This window comes from Methylobacterium sp. Leaf93, assembly GCF_001422345.1.
Taxonomy (GTDB): Bacteria; Pseudomonadota; Alphaproteobacteria; order Rhizobiales; family Beijerinckiaceae; genus Methylobacterium; species Methylobacterium bullatum.
Genome location: NZ_LMMS01000029.1, coordinates 206341 through 219268, shown reverse-complemented (window position 1 = coordinate 219268; position 12928 = coordinate 206341). Strand labels below are relative to the sequence as shown.

Genomic DNA, 12928 nt, shown 5'->3' with positions numbered 1-12928 from the left:
GTGCTCTTCCGATCTGTGGATCTTGGTCGTCCGGCCCCCACGCGACGGGCCGATGGCCTGCGCTTTGCCCCCCCTTTACCGCCGTGGGCGGAGCGATGCGCTTTGACGTAAGTGCTGTCGATGGCTGCCGCTTCGCCCGACCACCCGGCCTTGGCCAAGGCGGCCAGCATCGCYCGCCAGAACCCGCGCCGAGACCACCGGTTGAAGCGATTGTAGACCGTGGTGCGTGGACCGTACTCCGCCGGGCAATCTTGCCAGCGGCAGCCTGAGGTGAGCACATGCAGCATGCCCGAGATGATCTTCCGRTCGTCCTTGCGCTCGGGGCCGGGTTGGTTGACCGGCATGAACGGCTCGATCACCGTCCACTGATCATCCGAGAGCCAGAACAGGTCYRCCATCATCGCCTCCATGCTGAAAACCGCGAACGTGAATCAYAAAACTGCAGCCTCAGCAATATCTTGGTTCGGTTCAGACCCTAGTCATACTCTCCACGACAGGTTGTGAGGCTGATTCATTGGGCTCCTGAGGTGAGCACATGCAGCATGCCCGAGATGATCTTCCGATCGTCCTTGCGCTCGGGGCCGGGTTGGTTGACCGGCATGAACGKCTCGATCACCGTCCACTGATCATCCGAGAGCCAGAACAGGTCCACCATCATCGCCTCCATGCTGAAAACCGCGAACGTGAATCACAAAACTGCAGCCTCAGCAATATCTTGGTTCGGTTCAGACCCTAATGTGACAACGAGCCTTGATCCCCTTTTGATTTTCGCGAGTCACCTCAATAAGTTCTTTTCACTGGGCGACCGTTTTGCTGAAATGAAGAAGCCCTACTATGTGAAGCCACATTGACAACGCGCTACGAGTTTTCATATCTTACTCTTATGCAGATGAATCCTTAAAAATGAGCTCATCAAGCACTTTTCGGCCTTAAATCGCGGCAGATTTATTGTTGTATTGGACAACCGGACTACACCCGCAGGCGGCATAATAAATGATTGAATTGACTGTCATTTATCTGAAATTCAAATTTTTCTATTTTTAGTCAGAAACGATTTCCTAGATTCTGAGGTTGTCACTCCAGCTAAGAATTATATCTTACAAAAGTCTCGCCTACCGTCGCCCCGAGTGGAAGCGGTAACGCCAGCCCTCCTCAAGCCTACGTTCCTCCGCGCTTTCCTCTGGGACAGGTTCCAGACGCAGCAGGATCATCGCGAAGCCGTTCTGCTGGAGATACACCTGCTCGTAGAGGGCCGGCGCGCGGAGGTCGCGCTTCACATTGATCCATAGGTCAGGACTGCACGCGGCGATGTCGCTCGCGATATCCGGCCGATGCGAACTGCTGTGATAGAGCGAGTACAGCGGGACCGGGCTTCCACCCGCGCAGATGATATCCGGAAAGGAGAGGCTGCGGTAGCACCGCTGCACCCGGCCGTTGCCCACCACGACGATGGCGATCCGCTCGGGGTGGTACTGCACGTAGGCCCGCGCCGCCGTCTCCTTACCGACTGCGAAGTCGCGTGCGAGCGTAAGAACCTGCTGCAGATTGGGCTCGCGAAAGGCCGCCATGGCCCCTCGCAGCAGGTGCGGTGGCATCAACACGAGTGTGGCGAAGCGGTTGGCCTCGACTTCCCTGCGCTGCCGCTGGTCGCCCTCCTTCGCATGCACGCGCAGTAGGTCAGAACTCTTGCACAGGAACCGGCCGGGCTGATCCGGGACGTGGTGCGCCATCAGGAAGTGGCCGAGTTCGTGCGCGATGGTGAAGCGGCGACGCGGTTCGCCCCCGCGCTTGGCGAGGATGGTTCCTTCGGACCGCTTCGCGTTGGTGACGAGGCCGCCCTCGAACCCGTCAGCGTTCAGGTCCTCGATCCTAAAGATCCCGAGGCGTGCACACATCTCCTGGATCGGCACGGGCACCGAAAGGTTCGGCTCGGCCTGTAGAATGCGTTTGACGAGGGCCTCCGGCGAGCCCGCGCCCCCGAGGTCTATCCTGCTGGTCGCCATCCACGCAGCGCCTTCCCGTTCCTAAGCCGATTCATCAGGCTGCCACGCACACGTCATTCCGAAACCGAACTGCGGGAAGTTCGTGCAGGCCGTGATCCGATGTCGCCGCGCGCCTTGAGCGGTTGCCCGCTCTTCAAACGCATCCTCCCGGTCGGGGATCATCGCCTTTGGGCAAAAAGTCGCGTTAGTCGAAACGCTGCCATGCATCGCAAACGCTCGGCCTCGCGCGCGTGAGGCGAAGTCCAGCGAGATCCAGCTTTAGCCGACACAAGCCGATACAAAATGTGGGGTGAATTGGGGGTGGTCGCTCGTCGTTGGGCCAAATTCCGCAACGATTACAATGGTTCGGCTTGGTCAAATGGCGGAGGGAGCGGGATTCGAACCCGCGATACCGTTTCCGGTATACACACTTTCCAGGCGTGCGCCTTCAACCACTCGGCCACCCCTCCAGTCTCTCACATCGTTGCCAGCTTTTGCAGCGGCGGAGGTGAGCGAGTGGCGTGCTGTACAAGCCGAGTTCCTCCCGTGCAAGGGACCAGCGTACCGATCCGGTGAGGAAACACGCGATTTTCCGGTTGCCGCCGGATGCCTGTGTCCCATCGGCACCGGGGCGGCCGCGCCTGAGCGCGGCGATTGCGTCACCGATCGAGGATCACGCCTGCCGAGGGCGATGCGTTGAAGGAAGCCACGGGCAGGTGGGATACTGCCTGCTCGGGGGATCGGACTTGCCATTGCCCGGGATCCTACCGGATCGGGAGCGGCGCGAGCCAAAACAGGTTTTCTCGACCTCTACCGTGCCTCGTTAACTCTTCGCTAACCCTGAGCCCGGCAATTCTTGCCGGGTCCGCGTGGGACACGAGGGTTCGAGTATGAGCGAGACGGGCGCCGCCGCGCCGGCTCCGGGGATGAGCGTCTCGCAATTTGCGAGCTTCGCGATCCCGAACCGTGCCAACCTGACCGCGCTTTCGAAGCGTACGGACCTGTTCTTCGCCACCGCCGTGATGGGCATCCTCACGGTGCTCATCTTCCCGCTGCCCGCGTTCCTGCTCGACCTCCTGCTCGCCGTCTCGATCATCATCTCGGTGCTGATCATGATGACGGGGCTGTTCATCGACAACCCTCTCGAGTTCACCGTCTTCCCGACCCTGCTCCTCGTCGCGACCCTGCTGCGGCTGGCCCTGAACCTCGCCTCGACGCGGCTCATCCTCGGCCATGGCCACGAGGGCACGGCGGCGGCGGGCCACGTCATCGAAGCCTTCGGCAACTTCGTGATGGGCGGCAACTTCGTCATCGGTATCATCGTGTTCGCGATCCTGATCATCGTGAACTTCGTCGTCATCACCAAGGGTTCGGGCCGTATCGCGGAAGTCGCCGCCCGCTTCACCCTTGACGCCATGCCCGGCAAGCAGATGGCGATCGATGCCGACCTCTCGGCCGGCCTCATCGACGAGAAGGTGGCGAAGGCCCGACGCGCCGCGCTGGAGGAAGAATCCTCCTTCTTCGGCGCCATGGACGGTGCCTCGAAATTCGTGCGCGGAGATGCCATCGCCGCGCTGCTCATCACCTTCATCAACGTGATCGGCGGCATCATCATCGGCGTCGCCCAGCAGGGCATGCCCTTCGGCGCGGCCGCGAAGTCCTACACGCTGCTCACCATCGGCGACGGCCTCGCGAGCCAGGTGCCGGCCCTCATCGTCTCGACGGCGGCGGGTATCCTCGTCTCCAAGGCGGGTGTGAAGGGCTCGGCCGACAAGGCGCTGGGCAAGCAGCTCGCCAACTACCCGAAGGCGCTCGGCATGTCGTCGGGCGTGATGGTGCTGCTCTCGTTCCTGCCGGGCATGCCGATGCTGCCCTTCCTCGCCCTCGCGGGGGCCTCGGGCTACGCCGCATGGCACTTCGCCAAGATCGCCCGCGAGGCCCCTCCCCTCGACTCCGATGGTGCGCCGATGGACGCCACCGCGGTGGCTGCGGCCCAGGCCGCCAAGGAGGAGACGGTGACCGATCTCCTCAAGCTCGACGACCTCAAGCTCGAAATGGGCTACGCGCTCCTCGCCCTCGTCAACGGACAGGAGGGTCAGGATCGGCTGACGGACCAGATCAAGGCCCTGCGCCGCCAGCTCGCGGCGGAACTCGGCTTCGTCATGCCTTCGGTCCGCATCCTCGACAACGTCCAGCTCGACTCCAACGCCTACGTCGTGCGGGTGAAGGAGATCGAAGCCGGCACGGGGCAGATCTTCCCCGGCCAGTTCATGGCCATGGACCCGATGGGCGGACAGGTGCAGCTGCCCGGCCAGCACATGCTCGAGCCGACCTTCGGCCTGCCCGCCACGTGGATCGACGCCTCCCTGCGCGATCAGGCGCAGCTCAAGGGCTACACCGTGGTGGATGCGGCGACGGTGGTCTCGACCCATCTCACCGAGATCATCAAGGCGCATGTCTCGGAACTGCTGAATCACGTGGAGGTCCAGAAGCTCCTGAAGGAACTCTCGAAGGACCATGCCGACCTTCTCAAGGAGGTGGTGCCCTCGCAGATCGGCACCACGGGTATCCAGCGCGTGCTGCAGTTCCTGCTGGCCGAGCGGGTCTCGATCCGCGACCTCGGCTCCATCGTCGAGGGCATCGCCGAGGTGGCGGGCCATGTGAAGAATCCGCGCGACATCGTCGAGCATGTCCGTGCCCGCCTCGGCCGTCAGATCTGCGCGCAGTACCAGGGCCATGACGGCATGCTGCCGATCATCACCCTGTCACCGGCCTGGGAGCAGGCCTTCCTCGAATCCATCGCGGGCGAGCGCGACGAGCGCTACCTCGCCATGCAGCCGTCCAAACTCTCGGAATTCGTCAACACGGTGCGCGACCGCTTCGAACAGGCAGCACGCATGGGCGAGATGCCGGTCCTCGTCACCTCGGCTCAGGCCCGGCCTTTCGTGCGTTCCATCATCGAGCGCTTCCGCCGTGAGACGGCGGTGATGAGCCAGGCGGAAATCCACCCGCGCGCCCGGCTGCGGACGGTGGGTTCGGTCTGAGGCCGAGATCCGAATTTACCGTGAGCGTCTGCCTGCCGCCGAGTCCGGAGACAGACCCTCCGGACCGGCCCTGAGGCTATAGCGTCGAACTGGCCGAACCCTTGCTCGGTTCCTGGCGGAACTGCCGCCGGACCCGAAGTGAGATGTGTCTGTGAGCGGGGACCTGTCCGCCCGACCGTATCGCGGCGGACGGGCCTCGAGCCGCTTGGCCTCGGCGCTCGGCTTTCACGTGACGTGGTGTGGAGCCGTTTGAGGGACTGTTTCTTTCGTTCTCGCAGCGCTCCACCTCATCCTGAAGCGCCGCCTTGCGGCCTCGAAGGAGACTTCCGGAGATCGCGCTACGACGACCACCGCAGGTCTCCTTGGAGGCCTTCCCTGCGCTTCGGCACCTCAGGATGAGGTGGTCTGATTGGATGATGGACCTTCGTGAGAGTACCCGCTGAGACATCCGATCGAGCGGAGGCTCAGAGCGGCTTCTTCTCCAGCTTCTTCTTGATCCTGGTCGGATCGAGACCGGGCGCGACGACCGGCGGTGCTGGCACGGCCGAGGCCTGCGGCGCTCTGGCGAGGTCGGCGAGGCGTGAGCGCTCGTAGAGCAGGACGACCACCACCGAAATCAGCGCCGGGATCCAGAAATAGAACACCCGGAACACGATGACGGCCGCGATGATCGCATCCTTCTGTCCGGGATCGGTGATCTGCATCGCCGTGATGAAGACCAGTTCGAAGACGCCGAGCCCGCCCGGTGCGTTCGAGACCAAAGCGACGGAGAACGAGGCGAGGAAGATCGCGATGACGGCGATGGGGCCGGGATTCACTGCTTCCGGCAGGGCGAAATATAGGATGCCGGCCGCGCCGAGCAGTTCGAGCGGTGCCGCTAGAAGCTGGCGCCCCATGATCGCCGGGCGCGGATATTCGAGCTTGAACTTGCGGATGTGGAGCGGCGGGAGGCGCAGGATCGACCCGGCGACGTAGAGCGCGACGAAGGCGAGAAGGCCGATGCCGACGATGAGCGCGGTCTTCGGGTCGGTGAGAAAACCGGGCAGGATCCCCTTGAGCCGCGAGAGCAGCTGCGGTTCGATCACCAGGACGACGCCACCGAGCAGGATCGTCCCGAGGAAGAAGGTGAACGAGCACAAAGCCACCAGCACCGCCACCTGGGCGGCCGAGAGGCCCTTGGCCGTGTAGGCTCGGTACCTCACCAGGGCGCCCGAGAAGACCGAGGCGCCGATATTGTGGGAGAGCGCGTAGGTCGTGAACGAGCACACCGCTACGAAGAACCACGAGATTCCGCGCACGCCGAGATGCAGCAGCGCGATCCGGTCGTACCAGGCGAGGGCCGCATAGGCGACGAGGGTCGAGAGCCCCGCCAGGGCCATGCGATGGGGCGGGATGGCGACGATGGCCCCCCATACCGCCGCCATCGATGTGGTCTTCAGCTCCTGGTAGAGAAAGTAGCCGGAGATCGCGATCGCCAGGATGCCGATGAGCGGCCAGGCGAAATCCTTGATTGTCTTCATTGCGAACCGGTCATGCCCCCACAGCCCAGACTACCTGCACGACCGCGCTGAGCATCGCAAGCGAGACGGCCGGCTAAGGCATTCCCCGGACAGATGTCATGTGAACATGACGACTTCGTGCCGCCCGCGCCGACGGATCGCTCAAGCGCGAATGCGGGAGAGGCCGATGCCGTCCATGGCGGCCTGGTCGCGGGCCGCTTCTGCGACGCGTTCGGCCGTGCGCTCGCGATCCTCGAGGATCTCAATCTTCTTGAGCTCCTCGAACGCCTCGCCGAGTTCGGCCTTGGCATCGGTGAGCTGGCTCTCGAGGGCGAGCGCGGATTGGCGCATGTTGTCCCGGCGCGTCGCGGCGGCGCGGGCGTAGGTGGGATAGGCGAAATGGCCGGTATCGGTGATGCCGGCGCGGCCTTCCTCGTAGGCGACCTCGCGGTCGAGTTCGGATGCCATCCGGTTGAAATCGGCCATCATCATCTCGATTTGCGTCACCCGCCGACGCTTCTCGTCGACCTGGAAGCGGCGCAGCCGGATCAACGTGTCACGCGATTTCATATTGAGGGTCCCATTCCACGCCACGCACGAAAGGCCGGTGCTGTCGGCGCCTGAAGCGAATGAGATGACGTTCCGAACGTCACTCAGGCGCTTCCGACGATCGCTGCCAACCGTTGATAACCCTCGCCTATCGAGGTTGCTTCTTCCTTACTCTGACCCAGAAAAGCCTCGATACTTGGCATCAACGCCACCGCCTCGTCGACTTCCGCCGACGCGCCGGCCCTGTAGGCACCGAGCCGGATCAGCTCTTCCATGTCGGCATAGGTGGACAGGATGCGCCTCGCGCGCCTCACGGTGGGCAGATGGACGGGATCGCAGGACCGGGGCATCGTCCTGGAGACCGAGCGCAGCACGTTGATGGCGGGGTAGCGTCCCCGCTCGGCGATGCCGCGCTCCATGACGATATGGCCGTCGAGGATGCCGCGCACCGCGTCGGCCACCGGTTCGTTGTGGTCGTCGCCTTCCACCAGCACCGTGAAGAGGCCCGAGATCGCGCCCTGCCCCGTTCCGGGGCCGGCGCGCTCGAGCAGGCGCGGCAACTCACTGAAGACCGTCGGCGTGTAGCCCTTGGCGGTCGGCGGCTCGCCCGCGGCGAGGCCGATATCGCGTTGGGCCATGGCGAATCGGGTGATCGAATCGATCATGCACAGAACCTGCGCGCCCTGATCGCGAAAATACTCGGCCATGGCCAGGGTGACGTAGGCGGCGTTGCGCCGCATGAGCGCCGGCTCGTCCGACGTCGCCACCACCACCACGGACCGGGCGAGGCCGGCGGGGCCGAGATCGTCCTGCAGGAACTCCTGCACCTCGCGCCCGCGCTCGCCCACGAGGCCGATCACCGCCACGTCCGCCGCCGTGTAGCGCGCCAGCATGGACAGGAGGACGGATTTGCCGACTCCGGAGCCGGCGAAGATGCCCATGCGCTGGCCGGCGCACATGGTGATGAAGGTGTTGATGCAGCGGATGCCCAGATCCAGGGGCGGGCCGACCCTGCGCCGGGCATGGGCCGGTGGCGGGTCCGCGCGCAGGGGGTAGATGGCCGGGCCGGGCGGCAGCGGGCCGAGACCGTCCACGGGTCGACCGAGGGCGTCGATGGTTCGCCCGAGCCAGCCGGCGGACGGACGAATCGCGCCGGCGGCCTCGTCGCGCACCATCGCCGGACATCCGCGACGGACGCCCTCAAGGGATCCGAACGGCATCGCCAGTGCCCGGTCGCCTTGAAAACCGATGATCTCGCAGGGAACGGCGCCCGTGGCGTTCTCGACCATGATGTCGAGGCGCCCTCCAAGGCGCATGGCGCCCACCGGCCCTGCGACCTCGACCAGCAGCCCCTTGATGGCGACCACGCGTCCATAGGTCTCCAGCGTCTCGATTCCGGCCAGGGCGGCCTGGGCCGAGGCCAGATTGAGTGTGGAGGAAACCCGGGGTCGCACGGTCATCTGCGCTTCTCGCAACGTTTCGTTTACCTCCCTCCTTAACACTGCGTATATCGGGCACGAAGCGGTGCGTCGTCATTGGGTGGCGGATGCCTTTCGGTACCGGTCACGATGTGCCGCTTGGGAGTGTCTCTTGAGTTACATGTGACGACAAAGGCAAAGCGATCAAGTGCTTAGCGGAATGTTTTGATGTAATGCATCTGCCGGCTCCTCACCTCGCGGGGCCAAACGACCGATCTTCGGCAGCATCATTTCTCGAGACATTCAAATCTGTGCTTGCCACCGAGAATCAGGTTTTGTTAACGATTAACCATTAGCGTTTCACGTCTATGACGAGGGAGCGTCCGCCACGGGCCGGTGGTGGACGAACGGCGGGGGCTTGCCCGAACGCTGAATACGGCCGGCTGGGCTGGGGACCGACGATGCGGGTACTTCTGATCGAAGACGACAGCGCGACCGCGCAGAGCATCGAACTGATGCTCAAGTCGGAGAGCTTCAACACCTACACGACGGATCTCGGCGAGGAAGGAATCGACCTCGGCAAGCTCTACGACTACGATATCATCCTTCTCGACCTGAACCTTCCCGACATGTCGGGCTACGAGGTGCTGCGCAACCTGCGCGTGGCGAAGGTCAAGACGCCGATCCTGATCCTCTCCGGCATGGCCGGCATCGAGGACAAGGTTAAGGGCCTCGGCTTCGGAGCCGATGACTACCTCACCAAACCTTTCCATAAGGATGAGCTGGTCGCTCGCATTCACGCGATCGTCCGCCGTTCGAAGGGCCACGCCCAGTCGGTCATCACCACCGGTGACCTGATCGTGAATCTCGATCAGAAGACCGTCGAGGTGACCGGCAGCCGTGTTCATCTCACCGGCAAAGAATATCAGATGCTGGAGCTTCTCTCGCTGCGGAAGGGCACGACCCTGACGAAGGAGATGTTCCTCAACCACCTCTATGGCGGCATGGACGAGCCTGAGCTGAAGATCATCGACGTCTTCATCTGCAAGCTGCGCAAGAAGCTCGCCAACGCCTCCTCCGGCAAGAACTACATCGAGACCGTCTGGGGACGCGGCTACGTGCTGCGCGAGCCCAACGAAGGCGAAGAGCGCATCGCCGTCTGATCCTCCTCGCTTCGGAACTCGAAAAAGGCCTCGCGTGAGCGGGGCTTTTTTGTTGGGCGATGGTCGCGATGACGCCCAGTCGGAGAACACGTACGGTTCGAGCGGCTTCAACCCGGTGCAGTTCGTCGCGTGCGGTGATTTTATCCGGCCATGCCCAGCGCTCGATGGAAGAAGTCGATCAGGCAGCGGTTGTAGGAATTCTCATCCTCACCTATCGGATTATGGTCTTGCTCGGATAGGAAGTGCACCTCCGGTGTACGACCGTGCTGCCGCAATCGTGCTTCCAGGCGCCGAGTCATCGAGACAGACCACATCGTGTCTTTCATCCCGTGCGTCAGGAGCAATGGTCCCTCGTACCGCTCGATCTCGATCGGCATCGTCGGCAACAGATCGTCCGAAACTCCCCGCCACGTCCAAGCACGTTGGGCCGGATCCCAACTCTGCCAGCCAGGATCTCCGCTGTCCCGCCAATTCGCACCGATAAAGGCGCCGCAGATGACGTCGGAGGCAGCATGGGCTGCAACGGCATCGGGGAGACCCGGAACTTTGTCCCGCGCCATCAACGCCGTCACGAGCAGGGCGTGTTCGGCACCTCGGGACACGCCGTAGAGGCCGACCTTCCCCGATACCGGTAGAGCACGAAGAGTCGCGAGGACCTCAGCAGTTCGATCGAGGGGCACGTTCAGGATATCGCCCGCATTCCAGGCGTTGCCACCCACGGAGTAGCCGAAAGGGACGGCCAAAAATCCATGTGCAGCCAGTATGGCGGCGGACAGATAGCTGTAACCGGACCAAGCACCCTCAGAGCCGTGAAGCACCATGACGGTGGGGAATGGCCCTTCGCCTGGTGGGCTGTAGCAATGGCCCAGGCCGGGCAGTGGGCGATTGATGATCCTGAGCATCACCATCCGAACCGAAGGAGGAACATACGAGAGCGCATGTCGGTTCATGCCCACAAGATCCGCTCACCAATTTGAGCGAACCGTCCGTCAACGCAATGGACGCGGCGCCCCCGACGGCAAACATGCGTTCGTGGAAACCTCGTTGCCCGGCCTGATTTCATCAGCCGTTCGGGCGAACCTCGCGGTATGAATGCCGCTACCCGAAAGCTCGTATGCGGGCGCACGGCGCGCCGGGGATGTATCGGGGCATCATGCTGGCGCTACGCAGCTTCCTGGCCTCGATCGGCCCCGGCCGGCAGGTCCCCGGGCTACAATCCCACGACTTTCCGCAGCGGAAGCAGCGGCTGCGTGGTCAGGCCCGGCCGTGCGGCGCTTGGCGCCTGGCCGTAGAGCCCGCGATGCTGCGGGTGCGGTACGAGCCGGTCGGTGAGACCGATGACCGTCTCGGCGGCGCCCAGAAGGACGACGCCGTCCGGGGTCAGGCTGGAACTAAGACGTCCCAAGACGTCGCCCTTCGTCGGCGCGTCGAAATAGATCAGCACGTTGCGGCAATAGATGATGTCGAACGTCCCGAGCGAATCGAAAGGATTCAGCAGGTTCAGGGGGCGGAAATCCACCATCTGGCGCAGGCTCGCGGAGATCCGCCATTGCTCGCCCACCTGCTCGAAATGCTTCAGCAGGGATTGCACCGGCAGTCCGCGCTGCACCTCGAAATGGCTGTAGAGGCCGGCCTTGGCCTTATCCAGCACTTCGGTGGAGAGGTCAGTGGCGACGATATCCACCTGCCATCCGACGAGGCGCGGCGCCGCGTCCTGGATCAGCATGGCCAGGGAATACGGCTCCTGGCCCGTGGAGGACGCCGCACACCAGATCCGCAGGCGGCGCTGGGCCGCGCGGCGGACCAGGGCCTCCGGCAGCAACACGTCCCGGAACAGGTCGAAGGGGACGCGGTCGCGGAAGAAGAAGGTCTCGTTCGTGGTCATCGCCTCGACTACCGCGCGTTCCAGGCTCTGGTCGCGCGATGCTTTCAGCATGGTGACGAGATCGTGGAGGGTCGCGAGATTGAAGCGGCGGCAAACCGGCGTGAGCCGGCTTTCGATGAGGTAGCGCTTCTCGGCGCTGAGGGCGAGGCCCGAGCGCGTCTTGAGGTAGCTGCGCAGGAAGTCGAACTCGAGCTCGGTCATGCGCCATGCCCCGTCAGGAGGTTGCGGAGTGCCGGTCCGAGCTCACCGAGCGGCAGGACGGCCTGGGCGAGGCCCGCCTTGGCGACGCTGCCGGGCATGCCCCAGACGGTGCTGGTCGCCTCGTCCTGGGCGAGCACCGGCGCACCGGCATCCGTGAGGGAGCGCGCGCCGTTGGTCCCGTCGGATCCCATTCCGGTGAGGATCACGGCGAGGGCCGCCGCGCCGTAGAGGGCGGCGGCATCGTGGAAAAGCACGTCCACCGCGGGCCGGCAGAAATTCACGACTGGTCCGTCGTCGAGCCGGATCGAGAGGTCGTTCCGGCTTCCCTGCAGGCCCATATGGCGGCCCCCCGGCGCCACGTAGATGCGGCCCGGCTGGATACGCTCGTCGGGCTTCCCTTCCGCGGCCGGCAGGCCGACTCTGGCGCCGAGATGTTCGGCAAAGACCGCCGTGAAGACCGGGGGCATGTGCTGGACGATCAGCACCGGGAACTGGCGCAGGGTGGCGCTGCCGATTTTCTCCAGCACTTCGCCGACCGCGCGCGGTCCGCCCGTAGAGGAACCGATGAGCAGGCAGCGCGGTGGGGTCCCGGTGCGGGCCTTCGGGCGCAGGACGAAGGGTGTCGCCGGTCGTTGAGCCGGCGCCGGGGCGATCTGGACCGCTCCCACGGCAACGGGAGCGGCATGCGATCGTCGCCGGGCACGGGCGGCTCCGAACACGCGGACGCGTTCGATCAGTTCGGCGCGGAACGTGTCCGAGGTGGTCACGCCGCGATTGCTTTCCGGCTTGGCAAGGTAGTCTACGGCGCCGAGGGCGAGACATCGCAGGGAGATGTCGGCGTTGCGCGTCGTCAGCGTCGACATCATGACAACTTGGATGCCCGGGCTCTTGGCGAGAATCAGAGGCAGGGCCTGCGTCCCGTCGAGTTCCGGCATGTCGATGTCGAGGAGCACCACGTCGGGATCGGTGCGCGCCATGGAGTCCAGGGCGATCCGGCCGTTTGAGGCGGTCGCCACCACCTCGAATCCCGCCTCGCCGATCCATCGGGCGACGAGACCGCGAACGACCGCCGAATCATCGGCGATCATGACGCGCACACGAGCGGAGTTGCTCGCGGTGCCTCCCGCGGAGGGAGCGAAGACTGGAACGGAGGCGGCAGCGGCCATGGAACTCTACGCTTCGTCGTG

The 12928-nt window shown here is 64.2% G+C and carries 9 protein-coding genes, 1 tRNA gene and 2 pseudogenes; 2 read left to right on the top strand and 10 right to left on the bottom strand.

Annotation, left to right across the window (positions count from 1 at the left end; translation table 11 throughout):
* The 4 genes and pseudogenes from ASF26_RS19890 to ASF26_RS19880 all read right to left on the bottom strand — a co-directional run.
* A pseudogene (locus tag ASF26_RS19890) lies at nt 1-398 on the bottom strand (IS5 family transposase); the annotation flags it as partial.
* A gap of 116 nt (nt 399-514) precedes the next feature.
* A pseudogene (locus ASF26_RS22280) lies at nt 515-655 on the bottom strand (transposase); the annotation flags it as partial.
* A 457-nt stretch (nt 656-1112) separates the two neighbouring features.
* Entirely contained in the window at nt 1113-2003 is an 891-nt protein-coding gene (locus tag ASF26_RS19885; RefSeq protein ID WP_056258157.1) for an ImmA/IrrE family metallo-endopeptidase, read from the bottom strand.
* A gap of 359 nt (nt 2004-2362) precedes the next feature.
* Nucleotides 2363-2452: transfer RNA gene (locus ASF26_RS19880), tRNA-Ser, on the bottom strand.
* A gap of 420 nt (nt 2453-2872) precedes the next feature.
* Here ASF26_RS19880 and flhA point away from each other — a divergent pair.
* Nucleotides 2873-5026 (top strand): flagellar biosynthesis protein FlhA, encoded by a 2154-nt coding sequence (gene flhA / locus ASF26_RS19875; RefSeq protein ID WP_056258154.1) that lies wholly within the window; start codon nt 2873-2875, stop codon nt 5024-5026.
* A 464-nt stretch (nt 5027-5490) separates the two neighbouring features.
* Here flhA and ASF26_RS19870 read toward each other — a convergent pair whose 3' ends face one another.
* From ASF26_RS19870 to fliI, 3 genes are all read right to left on the bottom strand, one after another.
* On the bottom strand, nt 5491-6546 hold the full coding sequence (locus ASF26_RS19870; protein ID WP_056144318.1) for a lysylphosphatidylglycerol synthase domain-containing protein: 1056 nt from the start codon (nt 6544-6546) through the stop codon (nt 5491-5493).
* Between the two features lie 141 nt (nt 6547-6687).
* Nucleotides 6688-7095 carry a flagellar export protein FliJ gene (fliJ, locus tag ASF26_RS19865; RefSeq protein WP_018042684.1) on the bottom strand — a complete coding sequence of 136 codons (408 nt, stop codon included), beginning with the start codon at nt 7093-7095 and terminating at the stop codon, nt 6688-6690.
* 83 nt (nt 7096-7178) lie between these two features.
* Entirely contained in the window at nt 7179-8534 is a 1356-nt protein-coding gene (gene fliI / locus ASF26_RS19860; RefSeq protein ID WP_018042683.1) for a flagellar protein export ATPase FliI, read from the bottom strand.
* A 419-nt stretch (nt 8535-8953) separates the two neighbouring features.
* On the opposite strand from fliI, the gene ASF26_RS19855 reads away from it, so the two are divergent.
* Nucleotides 8954-9655: a response regulator transcription factor CtrA gene (locus tag ASF26_RS19855; RefSeq protein WP_018042682.1), complete on the top strand. Its 702-nt coding sequence runs from the start codon at nt 8954-8956 to the stop codon at nt 9653-9655.
* A 140-nt stretch (nt 9656-9795) separates the two neighbouring features.
* On the opposite strand, the gene ASF26_RS19850 is transcribed toward ASF26_RS19855, so the two are convergent.
* From ASF26_RS19850 to cheB, 3 genes are all read right to left on the bottom strand, one after another.
* Nucleotides 9796-10605 (bottom strand): acyl-CoA thioester hydrolase/BAAT C-terminal domain-containing protein, encoded by an 810-nt coding sequence (locus ASF26_RS19850; protein ID WP_244476004.1) that lies wholly within the window; start codon nt 10603-10605, stop codon nt 9796-9798.
* Nucleotides 10606-10865: 260 nt separating this feature from the next.
* Nucleotides 10866-11741, bottom strand: coding sequence for a protein-glutamate O-methyltransferase CheR (locus ASF26_RS19845; RefSeq protein WP_056258151.1), 876 nt, complete (start codon nt 11739-11741; stop codon nt 10866-10868).
* On the bottom strand, nt 11738-12907 hold the full coding sequence (gene cheB, locus ASF26_RS19840; protein WP_056258147.1) for a chemotaxis-specific protein-glutamate methyltransferase CheB: 1170 nt from the start codon (nt 12905-12907) through the stop codon (nt 11738-11740). Before cheB ends, ASF26_RS19845 begins: the two co-directional genes overlap by 4 nt.
* Nucleotides 12908-12928: the final 21 nt, after the last annotated feature.

Coding starts and splice junctions, on each gene's coding strand:
- ASF26_RS19885 (WP_056258157.1), bottom strand. CDS start 2,003: ATGGCGACCAGCAGGATAGACCTCGGGGGCGCGGGCTCGCCGGAGGCC.
- flhA (WP_056258154.1), top strand. CDS start 2,873: ATGAGCGAGACGGGCGCCGCCGCGCCGGCTCCGGGGATGAGCGTCTCG.
- ASF26_RS19870 (WP_056144318.1), bottom strand. CDS start 6,546: ATGAAGACAATCAAGGATTTCGCCTGGCCGCTCATCGGCATCCTGGCG.
- fliJ (WP_018042684.1), bottom strand. CDS start 7,095: ATGAAATCGCGTGACACGTTGATCCGGCTGCGCCGCTTCCAGGTCGAC.
- fliI (WP_018042683.1), bottom strand. CDS start 8,534: ATGACCGTGCGACCCCGGGTTTCCTCCACACTCAATCTGGCCTCGGCC.
- ASF26_RS19855 (WP_018042682.1), top strand. CDS start 8,954: ATGCGGGTACTTCTGATCGAAGACGACAGCGCGACCGCGCAGAGCATC.
- ASF26_RS19850 (WP_244476004.1), bottom strand. CDS start 10,605: ATGAACCGACATGCGCTCTCGTATGTTCCTCCTTCGGTTCGGATGGTG.
- ASF26_RS19845 (WP_056258151.1), bottom strand. CDS start 11,741: ATGACCGAGCTCGAGTTCGACTTCCTGCGCAGCTACCTCAAGACGCGC.
- cheB (WP_056258147.1), bottom strand. CDS start 12,907: ATGGCCGCTGCCGCCTCCGTTCCAGTCTTCGCTCCCTCCGCGGGAGGC.